This is a genomic window from Amycolatopsis alba DSM 44262, assembly GCF_000384215.1.
GTDB lineage: Bacteria > Actinomycetota > Actinomycetes > Mycobacteriales > Pseudonocardiaceae > Amycolatopsis > Amycolatopsis alba.
The window spans coordinates 8,921,982-8,944,805 of record NZ_KB913032.1; the positions used below are offsets into that span (position 1 = coordinate 8,921,982).

Sequence of the window (22,824 nt, forward strand, 5' to 3'; positions counted from 1 at the left end):
TTTTCTCACATTCGAGCGGTCCCGTAGCGCTCCTGAGTACGCTTCGAGGTGCTACTGGTTCGCCCGGCCTCCCAGGCCGGTCGAGGTAACAGGGAACCCGGTGTGAATCCGGGACTGCCCCGCAGCGGTATGTGGGAACGAAAGCCGTCACCGTGCGAGACACGGTAAAGCACTGGGCATGGCGCCCTGGGAAGCGACGGCCGGTAGGAGCGAGCGAGTCGCCCACGAGTCCGAAGACCTGCCCGTGGTACGTGCGCCGACGGCGTGCGTGAGTCCGGGCCTCGCGGGATGGGCACGACCGAAATCGCGGTCACTCCTGCGCGCGCTCCGGACTCTGACGACAAGCTCGCGAGGAGAGAGCTGTGACCGAAATCGGCACGACAGTGCTGGGCTACCCCCGGATCGGACCGGACCGGGAACTCAAGCGTGCGCTCGAACGCTACTGGGCGGGCAAGATCGACGAGGCCGAACTGCTGGGCACCGGCCGCGCGTTGCGGACGCAGACCTGGCAGGCGCTCGAAAAGGCCGGGCTGGACTCCGTCCCGTCCAACACGTTCTCCCACTACGACCAGGTGCTCGACACCGCCGAGCTGTTCGGGGCGCTGCCGGAGCGCTTCACGACGCTCGGCCTTTCGCCGCTCGACACCTACTTCGCCGCCGCGCGCGGGGTGCAGGACGCGCCGGCGATGGAGATGACGAAGTGGTTCGACACGAACTACCACTACCTCGTCCCCGAACTCGGCCCGGACACGACGTTCTCGCTCACCGGCACCAAACCGCTGGACGAGTATCGCGAAGCCCGCGCGATCGGCGTCGAGACGCGGCCGGTACTGGTGGGCCCGGTGACGTTCCTGCTCCTCGCGAAGGCGTCCGAGAGCGCCCCAGAGGGCTTCCGCCCGCTGGACCTGCTCGACGACCTCCTCGACGGCTATGTCGAACTGCTGCGCCAGCTGCACGACGAAGGCGTCGAGTGGGTGCAGTTCGACGAGCCCGCCTTCGCCGCGGATCGCACCGAGCAGGAGCTCAACGCGCTCATCCGCGCCTACCACCGGCTCGCGAAAGCCACCGCGCGGCCGAAGATCCTGGTCGCCGGCTACTTCGGCGGTCTCGGTCGCGCTCTGGGAGTGCTCGCCCGCTCCCCGATCGACGCGATCGCCGTCGACCTGGTCACCGATGAGTCCTTTGTGGACGCTGTCGTGGCCGAACCCGCGTTGCGGGACAAGGAGGTCCTGGCCGGTGTCGTGGACGGGCGCAACGTCTGGCGCACCGACCCGGCCCGCGCGCTCGGCCGGGCGGCGACGCTGCTCGGCACCGCGAAGTCGGTCAGCGTGTCGACGTCGTGCTCACTGCTGCACGTGCCCTACGACGTCGAACGGGAGGACGGGCTTCACCCGCGTCTCAAGGGCTGGCTCGCTTTCGCCAAGCAGAAGGTCGACGAGGTCGTCCTGCTCGGGCGCGCGCTGAAGGAGGACGGGGTCGACCTGTCCGCCGCTCGTGCCGCGGTCTCGGATCGCGCCACGGCGGCCGACCTGGCCGACGCCGGCGTGCGCGCCAGGCTGGAGGCGTTGCGGCCGGAAGACACCGTCCGCTCCCCCTATGCCCGGCGCGCGGCGGCGCAGCAGGCCGCGCTGGACCTGCCGCCGTTGCCGAGCACGACGATCGGCTCGTTCCCGCAGACCACCGAGGTCCGCAAGGCGCGGGCCGCGCACAAAGCGGGTTCGCTGGACGACGCGGGCTACGAGGCCGCGATGAAGGCGGAGATCGAGCACGTCATCCGGCTGCAGGAGGATCTCGGGCTGGACGTGCTGGTGCACGGCGAACCCGAGCGCAACGACATGGTGCAGTACTTCGCCGAGCGGCTGGCCGGGTTCGCCGCCACCGACTTCGGCTGGGTGCAGTCCTATGGCTCGCGGTGTGTCCGGCCGCCGATCCTGTACGGCGACGTCTCGCGCCCGGAGCCGATGACCGTCGAGTGGGCGCGCTACGCGCAGAGCCTGACCGGCAAACCCGTCAAGGGAATGCTGACCGGTCCGGTGACGATCCTGGCGTGGTCGTTCGTCCGCGACGACCAGCCGCTGGGCGAGACCGCCCGCCAGGTGGCGCTGGCCATCCGCGACGAGGTCCACGACCTGCAGGAGGTGGGCATCCGCGTCATCCAGGTCGACGAGCCGGCGCTGCGGGAACTGCTCCCGCTGCGCGCGGCCGCGCACGAGGCGTACTTCGCGTGGGCGGTCTCGTCGTTCCGGCTGGCGACGTCCGGCATCTCCGACGCGACGCAGATCCACACGCATATGTGCTATTCGGAGTTCGGTGAGGTGGTCAAGGCGATCGACGCGCTCGACGCCGACGTCACCAGCATCGAAGCCGCGCGGTCGAAGATGGAGGTCGTCACCGACCTGGGCGCGGCGGGCTTCGGCCGAGGTGTCGGGCCCGGCGTGTACGACATCCACTCGCCGCGGGTGCCCGACGTCGACGAGGTCAGCGGGCTGCTGCGGACCGCCGTCGGCGCCGTGCCAGCCGAGCGGATCTGGGTGAACCCGGACTGCGGCCTGAAGACCCGCGGCTACGCCGAGGTCGAACCGGCCCTGCGGAACCTGGTCGCGGCCGCCCACGCGGTGCGGGCCGAGCTGGGCTGACCCGTTCCGTGAAGGCCTCCTTCCCTACTCTCAGGGTAGGGAAGGAGGCCTTCACGGACTTTCGCCGAGGTATTGTCAGGACGTCAACAAGGGTGCGATGGTGGAGCGGTAGCCGGTCTCAACGGGGAGATGGTCACCATGGCGAACGCCGTCGAAAAGGTCACCGGGGCGCTGCGCGAGCGGGTTCCGCCGCTCACCTCGATCCCCCTGCCGCGTTCGGTGGACCAGCGCTGGCTCGGCGCGACCTGGCCGGTCCGCGAACTCGCGCCCGCCCCGCCGGGTCTCAAACCCGTCCTCGGCGACGAAGGCCCGCCGGTCATCGGGCACGCGCTGGACTTCATGCGCTTCGGCATCGACTTCGGCCTCAAACGCCACGAAACCTACGGCCCGGTGTCGTGGATGGGCGCGTTCGGCCGCCGCATCGTCGCCCTCTCCGGTCCGGAGGCCACGCAGATCGCGCTGGTGAACAAGGACAAGGCCTTCTCCCAGGAGGGCTGGAAGTTCTTCATCGAGCGGTTCTTCGACCGCGGCCTGATGCTGCTCGATTTCGGCGAGCACCATCTGCACCGCCGGATCATGCAGGCGGCGTTCACCCGGCAGCGGCTCACCGGGTACGTCGACCAGATGGGACCGGCGCTGCGCGAGGGCATCGCCGCGTGGGCGGACCGGCCGAATCCGCGGATCTACTGGTCTCTCAAGCAACTCACGCTCGACGTGGCGACACGCGTGTTCATGGGCATGCGTTCGGGCGACGACGCGGCCGCGATCAACCGCGCGTTCGTGAATTCCGTGCGCGCGGGCACGGCCATCGTGCGGTTCCCCGTTCCCGGCGGCCGCTGGGCCGCGGGATTGCACGGCCGCAAAGTCCTCGAACGCTACTTCTCGGCGAACCTGCCCGCGAAACGGGCGAGCGACGGCGACGACCTCTTCACCGCCCTGTGTCATGCCACCACCGAGGACGGCGACCGCTTCACCGACTCCGACGTCGTCAACCACATGATCTTCCTGATGATGGCGGCGCACGACACGTCGACCATCACCAGCGCCGCCGCCGTCTACCACCTCGCCAAGAACCCCGGATGGCAGGAACGCGCACGCCGGGAATCCCTCGCGCTCGGCGACGACGTGCCGGACATCGAAGCGCTGGAAACCCTGAAGACCCTGGACCTGGTGATCAAGGAATCCCTGCGCCTGGTGGCCCCTGTTCCTTCCCTGGCAAGGAAAACGGTGAAGGACACCGAAGTGCTCGGGCATTTCATTCCCGAAGGGACACTGGTCGGGGTTTCGCCGACCGTCAACCATTTCGCGCCGGAGTACTGGACCGACCCGATGCGTTTCGACCCGGACCGCTTCGGCGAGGAACGCCGCGAGGACAAGTCGCACCGCTACGCGTGGATGCCGTTCGGCGGCGGCGCGCACAAGTGCATCGGCCTGCATTTCGGGACGTTCGAAGTGAAAGCGCTGCTCCACGAGATGCTGCGGGCGTACCGCTGGTCGGTCCCGGACGGCTACACCGCCCGCTGGGACTACGTCTCACTGCCCGTTCCCGCGGACGGCCTGCCGATCCGGCTGGTGACACACTGAACAGGCCAACGGGTAACCACGATCGAGCACTCTTGGTAACTTCCGGTCACCACTCGTGTAGTAGCGATCACCCTTTCAGCCGGTAGACACTCCGGATCGCGCATGATGCCGTGGCACTACACCCGGTCGGCTCATACCCAGTGTGGGCCCGTGGGCTCGGACACCCGGTCTGAGCTGGCCATAAACCGCGCATGAAGAGGTGAAGTGTGCCCGAGCCTGGTTCCGTACCAGGGTTGGTGGACGTCGCTCGGAGATGGGCCGCGACGCTCGCTGACACTAAAGGAGTATCGCTTCCCCAGGAGCAACTCGAAGAGTTCTTGCTCGGCGTCGCACAGGACGCCGTCCGGACCGATCCCGATCACGAGCCCGCCCGGCTGCGCTTCTCGAAGCTCTATTCCGCCTCCCCCATCGGGATCGCGCTCGCCGACTCCGACGGCAAGATCGTCGAGGCGAACACCGCGCTCGGCAAACTCCTCGGCTGCCGTCCCTCGGCGCTGCGCGGACGGGACATCCCCGGACTCGGTTCCGCCGAACACGACGTCGCCCGGCTGCGGAACGGGCTCTCCCAGCTCATGACGCTCGGCCAGCAGACCCAGCAGGAACGCCTGTTGCTGGACCACAGCGAGGAAGGCACGCTCTGGGTCGACGTGACCCTCACCGACCTTCCCGGTGACCGGCCCGGCTCGGCCTACCCGGTGCTGATGGTCGCCGACGCGAACGAGATCCACCTGCTTCAGGAACGGCTGCTGCACCAGAACGTGCACGACGCGCTGACCGGTCTGCCGAACTCCGCCGCGTTCGGCAACGCTCTCGAAACCGCGCTGGCCGGTTCCGGCAGCGACCAGGTCGCGCTCGTCTACCTCGACGTCGACGGTTTCAAGGTGATCAACGACGGTCTCGGCGCCGGCGTCGGCGACCAGGTGCTGCGCGGGGTCGCGAACAAGCTCAAATCCGTGTTCACCGGCAGGTACAACGGTTCCGTCGCCCGGCTGTCCGGCGACGGGTTCGCCGTCCTGCTGCGCGGCGAGTTCACCTCGCCCCAGGTGATCGCGCTGGTCGAGCAGGCCTTGGACGAACTGGTCGAGCCGATCTACCTCGGCGGGCACGGGATCGGGGTCAGCGCGAGTGCCGGCATCGTCGTCCGCCCGGTCGCCGACGGCGGGCCGGAAGACCTGCTGCGGGCCGCGGAGATCGCCCTGCACCGCGCCAAGGAAGCGGGCAAGGCGCAGTGGATGCTGTTCGACCCGGAGCTCGACGCGCGCGACCGCGGCCGCTACCAGCTCGGCGCGGTCATCGCGGGCGCGCTGGAGAACGGCGAGTTCTCGCTGATCTACCAGCCAACGGTGAAGCTCGCGGCCCCGGACCAGCTGGCCGCGGTGAACGCCGGCTTGCGCTGGACCCACCCGGAGAAAGGCGAACTGGACGCCGCGGAGTTCTATCCGCTGGCACAGATCACCGGGATGACCATCCCGCTCGGCCGGTGGCTGCTGGCGGAGTCGCTGGCGGCCACCGCGCGCTGGCGGAACCGGTTCGGCGACGCGGCCCCGGACGTCTGCGTCCGGCTGCCGAAGCGGCTGGCCATCGACCCGGATCTGGTGCTGATGGTCAAGGAGCAGCTCGACCGGCACAGCCTGCCCGCGCAGGCGCTGCGGCTGTGCACCGACCGCGAGTCCGTGTTCGACCCGCGCGGCGAGGTGCTGGACTCCTTTGCCGTACTGGCCGATCTGGGCGCCCAGCTGGTGCTGACGATCTCCGGTTCGGCCGATCTGGAACTGATCCCCCGGCACGCGCTGCCGGTCCGCCACGTGATCCTGTCCGGCGCGGTGATCGACGCGCTGGCCGACGGCGAGAACGAGGCCGACGTCCGGCACCTGTGCCAGCTGGTCACCAGGGCCAAGGAGCTGAAGCTGCGCATCGGCGCGGAAGGCGTCCGCAGCCACGAACAGGCCGAGCGGTTGCGGCGGCACGGCGTGCTCGCGGCGCGCGGCTCGTTCGTCGCCGATTCCGCGACCGGGGACGAGGTCGACGAGCTGATCGAACGCCACGCCCACTGACGTGGCAGGATCCGTCCATGGACCAAGGTGACATCGCCCCGGACTTCACCCTGCCCGACGACAAGGGCGAGGACCGCACGCTGTCGGACTTCCTCTCGTCCGGCCCGGTCGTGCTGTTCTTCTACCCCGCCGCGATGACCAGTGGGTGCACCGCGGAGAGCTGCCATTTCCGCGACCTGGCGGCGGAATTCGCCGAAGTCGGCGCGCACCGCGTCGGCATCAGCCCGGACGCCGTCGCCAAACAGCAGGAGTTCTCGGCCAAACACGGCTTCGACTACCCACTGCTGTCCGATGTGGACGGTGTGGTGGCGCGACAGTTCGGTGTGTGGCGCAAATTCAGCCCGCTGCACGCCAAGCGACACACGTTCGTCATCGACACCGACCGCAAGGTGCTCGAAGTGATCAAAAGCGAACTGAAGTTCACCGTGCACGCCGACAAGGCGCTCGCTGCCCTGCGCGACCGCAAGACTAAGGACGCTTGAGCCGCCAGATCCGGTTGACGCCCGCGCAGGCGGGAGCGAGCGGCGGTTCGGCGACCTCGTCACCGGTCACCGTGAATCCCAGCCGCGCGGGCACGGCGCCACTCGCGACGTTGTTCTCGTCGTGCCGGATCTCGACCTCCGGCGCGCCGAGGCGGAAGGCCTCGTCCGCCAGCAGCTTGGCGGCCCTGGTGACGAGGCCGCGGCCGGTGTGGTGGCGGCTGAGCCAGTAGCCGATCTCGATCCGGTCCGGATGGGTGATCATGCCCGTGCCGCCCACGACCTCACCTCCGGCGAAGATCGCGAAGTCGTAGGTCTTGCCTTCGGCCCAGTTCTTTGCGGTGTGCTCCAGGAAGTCCGCGGCTTCCCGGTGGCCGTAGCCGTTGACGGCCCAGATCATCCAGGCGCCGAGATGCCCGGCGGAATCCCCCGCCACGGTGGCCAGGGTTTCGAGCTGCTCCGGCTTCCAGCGGCGCAGCGTGACGACGTCGTCTGCGAGGGTTTCGGCGGGCGCTTCCATCGGCCCATGGTGACGTACGGCCGGGCGGAACGCCTCCGGTTTTCGGATCGGCTCGTGAGCGGCGAGGACGGCCAGAGCCAGCCGTGTCTCAGGTACCTACGGGCGGGGTTTCCCGTGACCGGCGGGACGACACCCGTGATCAGACGGACGACACGCGTGTCGTCCGTCTGATCACACGTGCCGTCCACTCGGGCACGCGAAAGTACCGGGTCAGGTCAGGATCGCGCTGTCCGGGATCTCCGTGTCGTTCTTCAGTGCGTCGAAAAGCAGCTTCGACTTCGTCTTGTCCCAGTTCTCCGCCGAGCCGTTGGTCACCGGCACCGTCGTGGTGACGACGCCGCCAGACGAGATCCCGCGCATCGCCAGCGCGAGCCTCACCAGGTTGTGCACGTGGTCGCCCGTGTCCATGGTCAACGCGTCGGGCGCGGTCGACAGCAGCGGGAACAGCGAGAACGGGTTCAGCAGCGTGCCGGGGCTGCCGATCTCGCTGACCAGCGCGCCGATGAACTTCCGCTGGTTGGCGACGCGGTCGAGGTCCGACCGCGGGGTGGCCGCGCTGTGCCGCATGCGGACGAACCCGAGCGCCTGCGGGCCTTGGAGGTCCTGGCATCCCGGTTCGATCTTGATCCCCGTCATGGTGTCTTCCATCGGCTTCTCGACGCACATGTTGACCCCGCCGATCGCGTCCACGATCTTGGCGAACCCGCCGAAACCGATCTCGGCGTAGTGGTCGATGTGCAGGCCGGTGGCGCCTTCGACGGTCTGCGCGAGCAGCGCCGGGCCGCCCAGCGCGAACGCGGCGTTGATCTTGTTCTTGCCGTGTCCGGGGATGTTCACCTGCGAGTCCCGCGGGAGGCTCAACAGCGTCGGCTTGGTGCTGTTGTCCGGGACGTGCGCGACCATGATGGTGTCGGTCCGCTTGCCGCCTGCCTCGTTGGCATCGCCGGTGACCAGTTTCGCCTGCTCCTCGGGCGTCAGCCCGTCCCGGCTGTCGGAGCCCACGATCAGCCAGTTGGTGCCCTCGGCCGCGACGGGACGGCCGGAGTAGTCGGCCAGCGCGTCGACACGGTTGATGGAGAACTCCAGGTACACCCACACGCCGGCGAGGAACACCACGAACACGGTCAGCAGCGTGAGCAGCACCTTGCCGAAGCCCCAGCGCTTGCGTCGCCGCGGCGGGCGCGCGCCGTCCATCGGGCGGCTCGGCGGGGGCTCCGGGCGGCGCGGTGGCGGCCCGGCGGGACGCTCGGCGCCTCCGTGCCCCATCGGCGTCGTCCGCTCGTCGTACGGGCTGCTCCCCCGGCCCGGCAGCGGCATCATCTGCGCGGGTTGATGCCGCCGGGGGCGGCCGGACGGCGGCCGTTGTGGCGGCATCCGTCGCCCTCGGTCGTCGCCTCCATACGTCATGCCGAATCACCCGTCCCGATTTCGCGTGTAGGCCCAGTCAACCGCAGACCCTAGGTGAAGGACGTGCGGCACCCCGCATCGGTTGGGTGGCGTTCACTGTCCGTTTTCGGCGAATCCGAACTGGTGGAGCTTGAGATACCCCGAACGGAACCCCGCTTCGGAGTACGCCAGGTAGAACTCCCACATCCGTTTGAAGACGTCGTCGAAGCCCAGTTCGGTGATTTCGTCCCACCGCTGAGTGAACTTCTCCCGCCACAACTGCAGCGTGCGGGCGTAGTCCTGGCCGAACTCGCGCACCCCCTGCAGTCTCAGCCGGGTGTGCGCCAGCATGCCCTGCTCCACCGAGGTGGTCGACGGGATGAGCCCGCCGGGGAAGATGTACTTGTGCACCCAGGTGTACGACCGGGCCGCGGCGAGCATGCGTTCGTGGTCCATGGTGATGGCCTGCAGCCCGAGCCGCCCGCCCGGCTTCAGCCGTTTCCCGATGGTCTCGAAGAACGTGGGCCAGTAGGACTCGCCGACCGCCTCGATCATCTCGACGCTCACCACGGCGTCGTATTCGCCGGTGGAGTCGCGGTAGTCGCAGAGCCGGACGTCGACGCGGTCGGCGAAGCCCGCCGCCGCGATGCGTTCGGTCGCCAGCGCGGCCTGTTCCTCGGAGATGGTCAGTGACGTGACCGTGGCCCCGCGCGCGGCGGCGCGGATCGAGAGTTCGCCCCAGCCGGTGCCGATTTCGAGCACCGTGCTGCCTTCGCGGACCCCGGCGTAGTCGAGGACGCTGTCGATCTTGCGGTGCTGGGCGGTGGTGAGGTCGTCGTCCGGGCCGAACAACGCCGACGAATACATCATCGACGGGTCCAGGAAGGCACCGAACAGGTCGTTGGACAGGTCGTAGTGGCGATGGATGTTCGCCCGCGACCCCTCGATGGTGTTCTCCTCGTCCGCGGGGTGGCCGCGGTCGACGAACCGGCGGAACCGTTGCAGCAGCGGCGGGATGAGCGTCGCCATCCGCTCCGCGAACGGGGTCAGCACCTCGGCGAGCGCGTCGCTCGTCCAGTCGCCGACCATGTAGGCCTCGCCGAAACCGATCTTCGCGTCCACGCCGAGGCGGTGGAAGAAGGCGGCGGGACGGTTGAGCCGCATCTCGGGCGCGTCCGGGCCGCCGGCGCCCAGGTGCGCACCGTCGGGCATGCGCACGCGGACGTTCAACGGGCGCACCGCCTGCCGGAACAGCTGTTCGGCGATCCGTGCCCGGAACGGGGAATGCGGCGGGGTGGCCAATCCCGGCCACCGGGTTTCGTCAGGAGTGGGCAGGCCGGACGGACCTGCCGTCCGATCGACGCTCGACGTGGACATAGGTGCTCCCTCCCACCCGGCCTAGACCGGGATCCGCAGCCGCTCGGAGCTGGGCCGATCCCAGGCCGCGCTCAATGTTCCGTCAGTTCCCCCGGCTTCGATCAGCTCGAGGGTGAACGCCCGTACGAGACGGTTCCAGACGCGAGACCTTCGTAACATCGCGTGCCCTTCGCCGCCTATTTCAAATCGCGCGGACCGCGATGTCACCTTTTCGGCGCGCTCCGCGAAAGCGTGTGACGCCACCGGATCGGTCATCCGGTCCTTGGTCCCGTGCGCGATGAGCACGGCACGACCGCCGACGGCACCGATGGGTTCACCCGGTGGCGTCCACGGTGCCAGTGCGCAGACTCCGACGACAGCCCTGTCGTCGGCGACGCGCAGGGCGACCCGCCCTCCCATCGAATGGCCGACGAGGATCACCGGTGCTCCGGGGTGGTCTTCGCGGACGCGTTCCAAGGCCCAGCGGGCGTCGGCCAAAGCGTCGGCGCCGTCGTCGTTCCAGCCGTAGATCCGGTTGCGCAGGAGCCGCACCTCGACCCCGTGCTCCCGGCCCGCCCGGTGGACGTCCTTGGCCAGGGGCACCATCCGCTGGTACGCCAGCCGCCACGGCGCCACGCGGGCATGACTGTGCTCCGCACCGCCGTGCAGCACCAGCACGACGGCTTTCGCCTGGCCGCGTACTCGCCAAGTCCGCACCGCGGGATCAGCCTCGCTCACCCTTGGCCCTCCAGTCTCCGAATCCCCGGCCGCAGCGATCGGGTCAACCTCGATCATGACCCGATGTATTCCACTTGTGCCATTGGTCCACGCGATACATTCGTCGCTGATCTCCAGACGGAAGGGCGGATGTGGTGAGCACCACCGAACGTTATGCAGACGTCGCCGAACGGCTCGCGGAGGCCGAACGGGGTAACGCGGAGCAGATCCGGAAGTCGGCCGAACTGATCCTGGGCGTCATCCGGGCCGACGCCCTGGTGTTCACCGCCGGGGCCGGCCATTCGCTGGCGGCGGTCGCCGAGACCTTCTACCGCGCGGGCGGGCTCGCCTGCGTGTACCCGGTCTATCACCCCGAACTGCTGCCGCTGCACGGCGCGCAGCACAGCACCAAGACCGAGCGCCGCTCCGGGCTCGCCGAAGAGGTGCTGGCCGAACGCGCGCCGGGACCGGACGACCTGCTGGTGGTGTTCTCGACCTCGGGCGTCAACCCGTATCCGGTCGAACTGGCCGCCGGTGCGCGGGCACGCGGGGCGTCGGTCATCGCGGTGAGTTCGGCCGCGTCCGTGGCCGCGGCGCCGAAACGCGCGGCGACGACGCTGATCGAGGAAGCCAGCATCGTTCTCGACTCTCACGTCCGGCCCGGCGACTCGAGCTACCCGCCGGAAGCGCCGAGGACAGCGCCGCTGTCGACAGTGATCAACGCGTTCCTGTGGAACCTCGTGCTCGCCGAGGTCGTGGACCTCGGTGCGGCGCAGGGGGTCGACATCCCGCTGTGGCGCAGTTCCAACGTGGATGGTGGCGACGAGGCCAACGCCGCGTTGCTGGCCAAGTACGGCGCGCGGGTTCCCGCTCTCCGGTAGCCGCCTGGCCCCGGTCCGTGAAGGCCTCCTTGCCTACCCTGAGGGTAGGGAAGGAGGCCTTCACTACCTCCCGGATCGCCCCAGAAGCACCAGTGGTCACAACGGCTGCGCGTGCAGGGGGCCTTCATGGGCTGCGGGTGGGCCAGGGCGGCGGTGAGCGGTGGGCCGAGCGCTCCAAGGAGTGTCGCGAAAGCCACTTTGGGGACGTCTGACGCCCCGAAAGTGGCTTTCGCGACACCCGAACCCGTCAAAGCGTCCGGTCAAGCCGCCGCAGGCTCCTCCGAGAACTGCGTCAGGTACAGCGCCGCGTAGCGCCCTTCCAGCGCGAGAAGCTCTTCGTGCGTCCCTCGCTCGACGATCTCCCCGTGCTCGATCACCAGGATCTGGTCCGCCGCCCGGACCGTCGACAGCCGGTGCGCGATGACCAGCGCGGTCCGCCCGGCCAGCGCGTCGGTCAGCGCCTCGCCGACAGCCGCCTCCGACTGCGAGTCCAGATGCGCGGTCGCCTCGTCGAGGATGACGACCCGCGGCTGCGCCAGCAGGAGCCTGGCGATGGTCAGCCGCTGCCGTTCCCCGCCGGAAAGCCGGTAGCCCCGCTCCCCCACCACGGTCTCCAGCCCGTCCGGCAGGTCCCGGATCAGCTCGGCCAGCCGGGCGCGGTCCAGCGCCGACCAGATCTCGGCGTCGGTGACACCGGGCCGCGCGTACTCGAGGTTCGCCCGGATCGTGTCGTGGAAGAGATGCCCGTCCTGGGTCACCACGCCGACGGTTTCCCGCAGCGAGGCGAAACCCACCTCGCGGACGTCCACATCGGACAACCGGACCGATCCGGCGTCGACGTCGTAGAGGCGCGGCAGCAGCGAGGCGATCGTCGACTTGCCCGCGCCGGAGGAGCCGACCAGCGCCACCATCTGCCCCGGTTCGGCACGGAAGCTGATGCCGTGCAACACTTCCTCACCGCCTCGATGGTCCAAAGTGGACACGTCCTCCAGCGACGCCAGCGAGTACCGGTCCGCCGCGGGATAGCCGAACCGGACGTCGGAGAATTCCACCGAAACCGGGCCTTCGGGAACGCGGCGCGGGTCCGGCTTCTCTTCGATCATCGGCTTGAGGTCGAGCACCTCGAAGACCCGCTCGAACGACACCAGCGCGGTCATCACGTCCACCCGGACGTTCGCGAGCGCGGTCAGCGGCGAGTACAGCCTGGTCAGCAGCAGCGCCAGCGCCACGACGGTGCCCGGCGCGAGCGCCCCGGTCAGCGCGAGATACCCGCCCAGCCCGTAGACCAGCGCCTGCGCGAGCGCGGAAACCGTGGTCAGGCTGGTCAGGAACCAGCGCGTCAGCATCGCCGTCCGCACCCCGATGTCGCGCACCCGCCCGGCCCGCGCGCCGAATTCACCCGCTTCCCGGCCGGGGTCGCCGAAGAGCTTCACCAGCGTCGCGCCCGGCGCGGAGAACCGTTCGGTCATCTGCGTGGTCATCGACGCGTTGAGCTGGCCCGCCTCCCGCTGCAGCCCGGCCATCCGCTTCCCGAGGCGCCGCGTCGGCAGGATGAACACCGGCAGCAGCACCAGCGCGAGCAGGGTGACCTGCCAGGACAGCGTCACCATGACCACCAGCGACAGCGCCAGCTGGATCACGTTGGTGACCAAACCGGACAGTGTCGCGGTGAACGTGCGCTGCGCGCCGATGACGTCGTTGTTGAGCCTGCTCACCAGCGCGCCGGTGCGGGTGCGGGTGAAGAACGCGACCGGCATGCGCTGCACGTGCCGGTACACCGCGACCCGCAGGTCGAGGATGATCCCCTCACCGATCCTCGAAGACTGGGCCCGTTCGGCCAGCCCGAGCGCGGCGTCGATCAGCGCCAGCGCCCCGATCACCACGGCCAGCCACACCACCAGCGAGACGTCGTGCCCGCCGACGATCGCGTCGACCACCTTCCCGGCCAGCACCGGCGTGCTCACCGCCAGCACCGCCGACACGACGGTGAGCACCAGGAATATCAGCAACCTCCGCCAGTGCGGCCTGGCGAACCGCGCGACGCGGCGGAGCGTGCCCTTGTGCAGTCCCTTGGGAACGTCTGCCGACTTCATCGCCGAGTTCATCAGCGACCACGTGTTGTCCATGAGAAACCTCTCCTTGCCCCCAGAACCTCGATATTAGTCGAGAGTTTTCCCGGATATAAGCATGACCAACACCCGACCCGACCGGATGCTTCCCGGTTTCCGCGTCCTCTTTCCGGCGCGGCCCGCCCCGTCGGTAGCCTGAGCCGGTGACCAAGGACCCGGACCGGCGACGACTGACCATCGACTTGGTCTTCTACACGGGCTGCCTCGTCTTCGCCGTCGTGAACACGGCCGTCGCCGAGTTCTACGGCTATCGCGTGTGGGCGAACTTCGCCGTGGCAGGTTACGGCCTCGCCGTGGTCCACACCAGCTGGCTGACGATCGCCGCCCGGCGCGGCAAGCGGCCGTCCGGAGCGCTCGGTTCGCGGTGGATCGGTATCGCCGCCATCGGCCTGTTCGCAATGATCCTTCCGTTGGGAATGCTCGTCATTCGCCGTCTGACCGGAGTGGACTGGCTCATCACGCCGGTCTCGTGGGCCGCCCAGCCCGAGGTCTGGGTGATCGAGAGGTCGGCGAAACTCCTGCTGGAGAACGGAACCCCGTACGTCGACGTGACCGCGCTCGGTCGCGCGGCGGAAGTAAACGATTACACACCATACGGTCCGGTCATGACCGTCTTCGGCCTGCCGCGCGCCCTCTTCGGCGGCGGTCCGGTCGCGAACGCCCTCACCGACGCGCGCTGGATGTTCGCGCTGGCGGCCGTCGCCTGTGTACTGCTGACGCTGCGGCTGCTGAAGTGGCCGAAAATCCCGGTCAGCGCCGCGCAACTCGCCCTCGCCTGCCCGCTGACCGCGCTGACCTGGGCGGTCGCCGGCCCGGATCTGGCCATCGTCGGCCTGCTGGTGCTTTCGTTCGCGCTGGCCACCACCGGTCGCGCGGTCCTGTCGGGGCTGGTGCTGGCATTGGTGATCAGCGCGAAACTCATCGTCGCGCCCGCGGTGGTGGTGCTGGGTGTCCTGGTGATCACGCGGCGTGGCCCTCGCGCACTGGGCGGATTCGCCGCGGCACTCGTGGTGACGACCCTCGTCCTGCACGTACCCGTATACCTGATGGACCCGAAAGCGTTCGTCGAGCACGTCTTCCGGTTCCCGATGGGAATCGGCATGATCAAGTCACCGGCGGCGAGCCCGTTGCCGGGTCGCCTCATCGCTTCGCTCGGCCCGGTGGGCACGGCGACTTCCTTCGCCCTGCTCGGCATCGCGGCCGTGGTCATCCTCGTCTGGCTGGTGCGCCGCCCTCCCGCGACCGGATCGGACGCGCTGACGCGGATGGCTGTCGGGCTCGTCGCGCTGATCCTGCTCACTCCGGCGACGAGGTACGGCTACCTGGTGTATCCGCTGGTCCTGCTCGGCGCCAGGCTGGCCTTCCTGGCGGCGGAAACCCGTGAAACAGCGGTCCCTGGAAAGGGAACTGCGCCCCCCGCGCAGCAGTCCGCTACTTCTTCGTGACTACTTCTTCTTGACCCTGGTGGCACCACCACGGCCGCGCAGCTGGACGCCGGATTCCGAGAGGACCCGGTGCACGAACCCGTACGAGCGACCCGTGGACTCCGCTAGGGCGCGGATGCTCGAGCCCTTCTCGTATTTCTTCTTCAGGTCAGCGGCCAGCTTGTCACGCGTGTTGCCGGTGATCCGCGCGCCTTTCTTGAGATCAGCCACGTCGATCGCCTTCCCGCCGAGAGTGTTCTGGGCCACATAACGGCCCCTGTCGCCGCAATGATCGAACACTGAGCGCCGGAATGCCAGACGACGAGCGCAAAACTGCTGAAACCGCGATCACATTGGGCCATTTCAGTGGCCGGATGGCATCGATCAAGCACCCGAACGGACGCAGGCCTCACGCAAGCTGGACAAGTTCCAGATAATCCGCAGACCAATGGTCTTCGGTTCCGTCCGGCAACAGGATGACGCGCTCCGGCTCCAGGGCCTCGACGGCGCCGGGGTCGTGCGTCACCAGGACGACGGCTCCGGCGAAGCTGCGCAAGGCGTCCAGGACCTGGGCGCGGCTGGCCGGGTCCAGGTTGTTCGTCGGCTCGTCGAGCAGCAAAACGTTGGCAGCGCTGGACACCAGGCCCGCGAGCGCGAGGCGCGTCTTCTCGCCGCCGGAAAGCGTGCCGGCGGGCTGGTCGAGCTGCTCGCCGGTGAAGAGGAACGACCCGAGAAGGTTCCGGAGCTCTTGCGCGCCGGTGTCCGGCGCGAGATGACGGATATTTTCCCACACGGACGCGTCGTGGTCGAGCGTTTCATGTTCCTGTGCGTAATAGCCCAAACGCAATCCGTGACCCGGAATGGTCTCGCCGGTATCCGGAGTTTCCATTCCGCCGAGCAGCCGGAGCAGAGTCGTCTTTCCGGCACCGTTCAATCCGAGTACGACAACCTTCGAACCACGATCGATGGCGAGGTCGACTCCGGTGAAGATCTCGAGCGAACCGTAGGACTTCGAAAGCCCCTCCGCGGTGAGCGGGGTCCGGCCGCACGGCGCGGGCTCGGGGAACTTGATCCGGGCGACCTTGTCGGCCTGCCGGGTGTCATCGAGCGCGGAGAGCATCTGCTCGGCGCGGCGGGCCATGTTCTTGGCGGCCACCGCCTTCGTCGCCTTGGCACCGAGTTTCGCGGCCTGCTGCTGCAGCGCGGACGCCTTCTTCTCGGCGTTCGCGCGCTCGCGGCGGCGGCGCTTCTCGTCGGTGGCGCGCGCGTCGAGGTAGCGCTGCCAGCCCATGTTGTACAGGTCGAGCTCGCCGCGGGTCGCGTCGAGGAACCACACCTTGTTGACCACGTCACCGAGCAGTTCGACGTCGTGGCTGATGACCACGAGACCGCCGTCGTGCTGCTTCAGGAAGCCGCGGAGCCAGTTGATGGAGTCGGCGTCGAGGTGGTTGGTGGGCTCGTCGAGGAGCAGGATCGTCTCGGACTTGCCGCCCGCGCCCGCTTCGGCGGCGGCGAACAGGATCCGGGCCAGCTCCACCCGGCGGCGCTGACCACCGGAGAGCGTCTGCAGCGTCTGCGCGAGCACCCTGTCGGCGAGGCCGAGGTTGGAACAGATCCGCGCGGCCTCGCTTTCGGCGGCGTAACCACCGAGGGAGGCGAAGCGCTCCTCAAGGCGACTGTAGCGGTTGACCGCCTTGTCGCGTTCCTTCTCGTCGACCAGCTCCGACATCGCGTTCTGCGCTTTTTCCATATTGCGCAGCAAGGCGTCGAGGCCACGCGCGGAGAGCACACGATCCTTCGCGGTGACGGACAGGTCGCCCTCGCGCGGGTCCTGCGGGAGGTAGCCGAGCTCGCCGCTGCGGCGGACCTCGCCGGCGTACGGCTCGCCCTCCCCCGCCAGCACCTTGAGCGAGGTGGTCTTGCCGGCGCCGTTGCGGCCGACCAGGCCGATGCGGTCGCCCTGCTGGATGCGGACGTTGGTGTCGTCGAGCAGAATGCGCGAACCAGCGCGCAGCTGCAGGCCAGAGGCCGTGATCACGGGAACTCCCGGTGAAAGGGGGTGGATGTGCGGACAGCTTCGACTGGCCGGCGCGTCGCCGGCCAGGAGCTACTCCAAGAGGATGTCCACGCGATCAGTGTACGGGCCGTTGTCGAGCGATTTTATCCGACCGTGCCCGAGGTCACGGCCCGGACAGGGTGATCCGGACCGCGATCGCGCGTTCGGCCGCGTCTTCGAGCACCGTGCGACGCGGTTCGGCGATGTCGAGAACCCTGGCTTCGGCCCGCTCGAACAACGGCGCCAGCCGCCTGTCCTCCCGCAGTGAATCCAGGGCCCGGCGGTCGCCGCCGAGCACGACAGCGTCCACTTCGGATAGTTGCGGCAAGAGGACTTCGAACGCGTCTTCGGCGGCGGAACGCAGGGCGACGCGCGCCTGTCCTTCCCTGCGCCGCGCGAACCGCTGTTGCGACCAGCCGCCAGCCGCGGACCGGCCTTGGACGAGATGGCGGTCCGTCCTGGACTGGACGACCACTCCCCCGCGCGCGATCCCGACGCTGTGCCCGCCGCGGCGCACCAACAGGAGCGCGATCCTCCGTGAGATCAGCGCGTGGCCGACGAGCGGGCCGACGGCCGCCCCGGCCGCGGTTCCTTCGGCCTCCAGCGGTCCGAAAGGGACGGTCGCGACGGCGACGACGCCGTTTTCCGCGGTGACCGTGACGGTGTCCGGGGCGAATCGCGTCTCGCGGATGCCTTCGTTACGGACGGCGAAGCGGGCGTACCAGCCTTCGAGGCGGTCCGGGGCGATCTCGACCGCCCGTCCCCCGCCCGCCACCTGCCGCTCCCTCGCCATGGCTCCAACCTACGTGGCCCGTCAGGTTCGCAAGTCCGTGAAGGCCTCCTTGAGGGACTCTGAGTCCCTCAAGGAGGCCTTCACAGACATCACGAAAGGGCTAGACCGGCTTCACCGGACCCGTGCCGACCGACTTCCCGACACTCGCGGGCCGCTCAGCCGCTCCGGGCTGAACGAAACCGTTGATGTGCAAGGAGATCGCCCGGACCGACCCGGTGTCGCCACCGGCGGCGTCCACCACGCTGAACTTCCAGACACCGTCGGCAGGCGCACCGGCGGCCAGGCCGCCGATCGGCTGCACCGGCCGGTAGGTACCGGTGAACGGGGCGTTCGACGCGGTCACCGAACTGAACGCGGTGGCCGCGTTGTCGGCGAAGACGACCTGGCACAGGTTGTTGCCCGCGCCGCCGTTGCGCTGGAACACGTTCGCCTTGGCACCCGACGGCGAGGTCAGCGTGCCGACCAGGTCGGCGACGTACGAGTGGTTGATGCCCACCGTCGTCGAGTTCTGGTCGGTGTCGCACGTGGTCCCGTCGACCGAGAACGTCAGCTTCGACGCGCGCCCGACACCGCTCACCGTGATCGGCACGGTCACACCGGTCGGGTCACTGTCCGGGATCGCCACCGCGGCGCCGGCGTAGGCGAAGTTCTGCGTCACCTGCGACGGCGTGCCCACCGGCAACGAGAACGTCGACGTGGTCGGCGAGAACGAACCCGCGAAGGTCACCTTGGCGTTCAGCACCACCGGGACACCGGGTTCCTGGGTGACGGGAACGGTGACGGTGAAGTCGTTCACGCCGGTCTGGCCGGGGCTGATCGCGCCGTACGACTTCGACCGCGGCGCCACCGTGACACCGGGGGTCGGGCTGGAGAGCACGACGCTGGTCGAGAACGCGGTGCCGTCGCCGCGGTTGGTCACCGGCAGGGTCACCTTGACGATGTCGCCGGGGTCGAGCACGGAACCGCCGTCGGCCGGGACGACCGTCGGCTGGCCCGCGGTCGCGAGCGGCTGCGGGCTGGCACCGGTGTAGGCGAGCACCTTGTCGGCGAGGATGACGCCCGCTCCGCTGGAGTTGTCGCGGCCGGGGGTCAGGATGTCGACGGCGGTGTTGATCAGCGCCGCGCGCATCTCGGCCGGGGGCAGCCCCGGATTGCCCGAGAGCACCAGGCCCGCGATCGCGGCGGCGTGCGGCGCGGCGGCCGACGTGCCGTAGAACGTGGTGAAGCCGGTGACGCTGGTGGAGACGCCGTCGGCCGCGGTGATGTCCGGCTTGGCCCGCACCTCACCACCGGTCCCGGACACGTTGCCGGGGGTGATCGGGGTGCCGTTGGCCTGGTAGAAAACGCGCCGCGGACCGTCCGAAGTGAACCGTTCGACCTTCGTGGCCGTGCCGAAGGCAGCGGGGAACGGGCCGGCGGGGTTGGCCGGGTCGTTCGGTTCGAGGGCCCGCGGGAACGCCTTGGCCGCCGGGGCCGCCGCGACGCTGAACGCGTCCCGCGCGGCCGAGTGGCCCACGGTCACGCCGGGTTTGGTGTAGGCCTTGAGGCCGTCCGCCGAGTCGGTGAAGCGGCCGCGCAGCGCGGACAGCGACAGGTAACGGCCCTCACCGGAGAACTTGACGATAGCCAGCCGCAGCCCGGCGGCGCCCGTGGTGTTCACCCGCTCGTAAGGGTCCTGGGTCCCGGTCTGGACCTCCTGGCTGAAGGCGACGACGTTGCCCGCCGCGTTCAGCAGGTACAGGTCGTAGTCGTTGTTCGAGCGGCCCAGCGGGTCCGACCAGAACAACGTGACCGGCACGGCCCCGGAGGCGTTCGAAATCGGCTCGAAGATCTGGTTGCCCGCGGCTCCCGCGAAGTTGTGCGCGGTGCCCGCGTACTTGCCGACGCCCTTGCCGGAGTCGACGAAGTCGCCTTCCCAGTGGCCCGAGGTGCCGTCGGCGACGTTGCCCTCGTTACCGGCCGAGGAGAAGTACAGCGCGCCGTTGGCGGTCACGTCGTTCACGGCCTGGGCGATGATCCAGTCCTGGAAAGGCGATTCCTTGAAGTACAGGACGTCGTCGACGATGATGTCGCAGTGCGCTTCGAAGCGCAGCTTGCGGATGTTGTCGGCGAAGCTGGCGTCGGAGTTGAACGCGGTGGCGAAGCCGAGCGCCGCGTTCGGCGCGAGATCGTGGATGATCTCGAGCATCGCGGTGCCCTCGTCGCCGGACCCCTGCTGAGCGGTGAGCACGTCGACGCTCGCCGGGAGTTCGCCGCGCGCCTGCGAGGTCGCGAGCGAGTCGACGCCGTCGGACAGCGCGCAGATCTTCGTGCCCACACCGGTGACACCGAATTGCTGGCGCGCGGTGTCGGCGTTGTGCGCGCGGTCGCCTTCGCTGGCGATCGGCCCGCTGGCGACGCCGACCTGGTCCTTGGCCTCGAGGGCCTTCTTCAGCTCGTCCGCGATCCGGACGGCTTTTTCTTCCTTGCTTTCCGGCTTGGCCTGATCGGCCGAAGCGGGCTCGGCGAGCTGGCGGGCGGTGTACGCCTCATTGGCGGTCTCGACCCTCTTGACGTCTTCGCGTCCGGCGATCACCGGGACCGCGTCCAGCGGCACTTCGGCGCGGACGCTGCCGTAATGTTCGGAGACCGCGCGAATCCCGGCACCGGATTCACGCAGACCGTTCAGGAGTGCTTCCGAAACCTGGCCGCGGATGTCCACGAGTACGGTGCCGGCCGCGGAGACCTTCGCCCCAGACCCCAGTGCCGGAACCGCGGAGGCCGACATGCGTTGTGAGCGTAACTTCTGCTCGACGAGCAGCCCGCCGTCCACTTTGGACTCAGTCGCGCTCTGACTCTTCTTGATCGACTGCAGGGCCTCGATCTGCCGGACGGTGTTCTCCGAGAACGCGTCCGGGGACTGGCCGGTTTCCGCGGCCATGACGGGCGGGCTGACCAGGCCGAGCGCCGTGACGAGCGCCGCGGTGCCCGCGGTCAGGATCGATCTTCTTCTTTTGCTAGAACGGGTTGGACGCACGTGCGCCTCCGATTCCTAGGCGCGTGCCCCGACTCACGCTGACCAATACCGGCGATCACCGGCTGGATCAAGCTAAGTACCGGGCGTGCATCGGCGGGAGGCGCCGTTCGAGTGACATCGGATGGGGATTTTCCGTTTTCGGCCGCACGCCGTAGGCTGTTCAGCGTAATCGTATGGTCACGATGTGATGACCGACCGGCCTCATAGGACGAACGAGTCCGACCAGGGCTGTGAGGCACGGCCGGACAGGCCGTCCAAAAGGGTCACCGCCTGCTTGTCCGTCAGCGACGCCACGAAGTCGACCACCGCCCGCCCTCGCGCCAGGCCGCGCACGGCGTCGGCACCGGTGACCGGTTCACCGGTCGCCCCGACGAGCAGTTCCGGCGACGTCCGCGCGAGTCCGGTGAATTCCGCCTGCGCGAGTTCCACCAGATCGTGCAACCGCCGCGGGAGCCGGTAGAACTCGTCTCGGTCGAGCAGCCACGCGTCGAGCGCGTCAACCAGCGTGGTCACCAGGCTCGCCTGCCCTCGTTGGTGCAGCGCCAGTTCCGGGCGCAGCAGCACGAACCGCCGGTGCACGAACTTCAGCACCTGTACCTCGTGCCACTGCGCGGGCCGCAGCGTGAGATGCCCTGTCCGGGTCGACGGCGACGGCACCATCTGCACGCCGTCGACGAGCCGCGCCGTCCACTTCGCGGAGAAGGCGGCGGTCGCCTGTTCGGCCTCGATCGAACCGTCGAACCCGGTGGCGAGCAAGCCGTCGACGAGTTCGGCGCGGACACGGGCGACGGCGCTGGTGAAGGCGTCGTCGTCGACTATCCAGCCGTCCTTGGCGTGCATCCGGCGGCGCAACCGTTCCAGCGAACGGCCCGGCAGCCGCCGTTCGGCGGTCAAGGTCGCGTCGTCCAGCCCGGCCAGTTCCACCGCGCCCTCGACCCAGCCGGTGAACTCGGCGGCGACCGGCGCGTGCTGCAGGACACCGATCCGGTGGAAATCCTGGAGATCGTGAATGGCGTAGGCGATGTCGTCGGCGGTGTCCATCACGGACGCTTCGACGGTCTGCTGCCACGATTCGATCCGGCCGGCGAACGGCGCCCGCGCCTGGGCGAAGTCGTCGAGTTCGGTGCTGTAGGCGGAGAACTTGCTCGCGCCGGTGCCGGGGGCGTCGGCCGGTTCGGCCGCGCCGCGCGGCTGGACGTCCATCGACGTCGGATGCGGATCGGGAACGTGCAGGCGCGCCCACGGGTATTTCAGCACCGCGGCGCGCACCGCGGTGGTGAGATCGAGCCCGGAAGCGGACGGCCCGCGCACGTCGGTGGTGGTGATGATCCGGAACGACTGCGCGTTGCCCTCGAATCCGTCGGCGAGGCCGAACCGGTGGCGGGCGATCCGGTCGAGGGTCTGCTCCCCCAGGTGCCCGAACGGCGGATGCCCGAGGTCGTGCGCGAGCGAGGCCGCTTCGGCGACGTCCGGGTCGCAGCCGCCCAGTTTCGCGGCGAGTTCGGCGGAATCGCTGGTCGAGTTGATCCGTTCGGCGATGGCGCGCGCGACCTGCGCGACCTTGAGGCTGTGGGTGAGCCGGTTGTGCAGCAGCCCGGAACCGCCGGCGCTGACCACCTGGGTCACCCCGCCCAGCCGGGCGAAGAACGGTGATGCGGCGATCCGGTCCCGGTCGATCCGGAACGGGCTCGTGGCGAGGTCGGTGAACCCGGCACTCTCGCTCTCCGGATCGCGCCGCCACGCCCTTGGATCCGTCTGTTCCATGCGTCACACCGTATCCGTCGGGACCCTTT

General features: G+C 69.1%; 16 protein-coding genes and 1 riboswitch. Of the genes, 6 read left to right on the plus strand and 10 right to left on the minus strand.

What is annotated here, in order from left to right; translation table 11 throughout:
* Positions 1-38: 38 nt before the first annotated feature.
* Positions 39-260: riboswitch (cobalamin riboswitch) on the plus strand.
* A gap of 102 nt (positions 261-362) precedes the next feature.
* The 4 genes from metE to AMYAL_RS0141035 all read left to right on the plus strand — a co-directional run bounded on the left by metE (position 363) and on the right by AMYAL_RS0141035 (position 6,756).
* Entirely contained in the window at positions 363-2,636 is a 2,274-nt protein-coding gene (gene metE / locus AMYAL_RS0141020; protein WP_020637128.1) for a 5-methyltetrahydropteroyltriglutamate--homocysteine S-methyltransferase, read from the plus strand.
* 138 nt (positions 2,637-2,774) lie between these two features.
* Positions 2,775-4,220, plus strand: coding sequence for a cytochrome P450 (locus AMYAL_RS0141025; RefSeq protein ID WP_209447283.1), 1,446 nt, complete (start codon positions 2,775-2,777; stop codon positions 4,218-4,220).
* A gap of 236 nt (positions 4,221-4,456) precedes the next feature.
* Entirely contained in the window at positions 4,457-6,274 is a 1,818-nt protein-coding gene (locus tag AMYAL_RS0141030) for a diguanylate cyclase domain-containing protein (RefSeq protein WP_026467863.1), read from the plus strand.
* Between the two features lie 17 nt (positions 6,275-6,291).
* Complete coding sequence (locus AMYAL_RS0141035; protein ID WP_020637131.1) at positions 6,292-6,756, plus strand: peroxiredoxin; 465 nt, start codon at positions 6,292-6,294, stop codon at positions 6,754-6,756.
* Here the strand turns inward: AMYAL_RS0141035 and AMYAL_RS0141040 are convergent.
* The 4 genes from AMYAL_RS0141040 to AMYAL_RS0141055 form a co-directional block, all read right to left on the minus strand.
* Positions 6,743-7,273, minus strand: coding sequence for a GNAT family N-acetyltransferase (locus AMYAL_RS0141040; protein WP_020637132.1), 531 nt, complete (start codon positions 7,271-7,273; stop codon positions 6,743-6,745). The two genes, AMYAL_RS0141035 and AMYAL_RS0141040, sit on opposite strands and share 14 nt — an antisense overlap.
* 210 nt (positions 7,274-7,483) lie before the next feature.
* Entirely contained in the window at positions 7,484-8,680 is a 1,197-nt protein-coding gene (locus AMYAL_RS0141045) for an LCP family protein (protein WP_026467864.1), read from the minus strand.
* A 93-nt stretch (positions 8,681-8,773) separates the two neighbouring features.
* The gene (locus tag AMYAL_RS0141050) at positions 8,774-10,036 is read right to left on the minus strand and encodes an SAM-dependent methyltransferase (RefSeq protein ID WP_020637134.1); all 1,263 of its coding nucleotides are present in this window, start codon (positions 10,034-10,036) and stop codon (positions 8,774-8,776) included.
* Positions 10,037-10,057: 21 nt separating this feature from the next.
* Positions 10,058-10,753, minus strand: coding sequence for an alpha/beta hydrolase (locus AMYAL_RS0141055; protein ID WP_026467865.1), 696 nt, complete (start codon positions 10,751-10,753; stop codon positions 10,058-10,060).
* Between the two features lie 131 nt (positions 10,754-10,884).
* Between AMYAL_RS0141055 and AMYAL_RS0141060 the strand changes: the two genes are divergently transcribed.
* The gene (locus AMYAL_RS0141060) at positions 10,885-11,613 is read left to right on the plus strand and encodes a sugar isomerase domain-containing protein (RefSeq protein WP_020637136.1); all 729 of its coding nucleotides are present in this window, start codon (positions 10,885-10,887) and stop codon (positions 11,611-11,613) included.
* Positions 11,614-11,873: 260 nt separating this feature from the next.
* On the opposite strand, the gene AMYAL_RS0141065 is transcribed toward AMYAL_RS0141060, so the two are convergent.
* A complete protein-coding gene (locus AMYAL_RS0141065) occupies positions 11,874-13,739 on the minus strand; it encodes an ABC transporter ATP-binding protein (protein WP_020637137.1) in 1,866 nt (621 codons plus the stop codon).
* A 146-nt stretch (positions 13,740-13,885) separates the two neighbouring features.
* Between AMYAL_RS0141065 and AMYAL_RS0141070 the strand changes: the two genes are divergently transcribed.
* Positions 13,886-15,187 carry a glycosyltransferase family 87 protein gene (locus tag AMYAL_RS0141070; RefSeq protein ID WP_020637138.1) on the plus strand — a complete coding sequence of 434 codons (1,302 nt, stop codon included), beginning with the start codon at positions 13,886-13,888 and terminating at the stop codon, positions 15,185-15,187.
* On the opposite strand, the gene AMYAL_RS0141075 is transcribed toward AMYAL_RS0141070, so the two are convergent.
* From AMYAL_RS0141075 to AMYAL_RS0141095, 5 genes are all read right to left on the minus strand, one after another.
* Positions 15,188-15,397: a helix-turn-helix domain-containing protein gene (locus AMYAL_RS0141075; protein WP_003071237.1), complete on the minus strand. Its 210-nt coding sequence runs from the start codon at positions 15,395-15,397 to the stop codon at positions 15,188-15,190.
* A gap of 178 nt (positions 15,398-15,575) precedes the next feature.
* Positions 15,576-17,204, minus strand: coding sequence for an ABC-F family ATP-binding cassette domain-containing protein (locus tag AMYAL_RS0141080; RefSeq protein ID WP_020637139.1), 1,629 nt, complete (start codon positions 17,202-17,204; stop codon positions 15,576-15,578).
* A gap of 142 nt (positions 17,205-17,346) precedes the next feature.
* Positions 17,347-18,015: an acVLRF1 family peptidyl-tRNA hydrolase gene (locus AMYAL_RS0141085; RefSeq protein WP_020637140.1), complete on the minus strand. Its 669-nt coding sequence runs from the start codon at positions 18,013-18,015 to the stop codon at positions 17,347-17,349.
* Positions 18,016-18,115: 100 nt separating this feature from the next.
* The gene (locus tag AMYAL_RS0141090) at positions 18,116-20,995 is read right to left on the minus strand and encodes a S8 family serine peptidase (protein ID WP_026467866.1); all 2,880 of its coding nucleotides are present in this window, start codon (positions 20,993-20,995) and stop codon (positions 18,116-18,118) included.
* A gap of 237 nt (positions 20,996-21,232) precedes the next feature.
* Positions 21,233-22,795 (minus strand): deoxyguanosinetriphosphate triphosphohydrolase family protein, encoded by a 1,563-nt coding sequence (locus AMYAL_RS0141095; RefSeq protein ID WP_020637142.1) that lies wholly within the window; start codon positions 22,793-22,795, stop codon positions 21,233-21,235.
* Between the last annotated feature and the right edge of the window lie 29 nt (positions 22,796-22,824).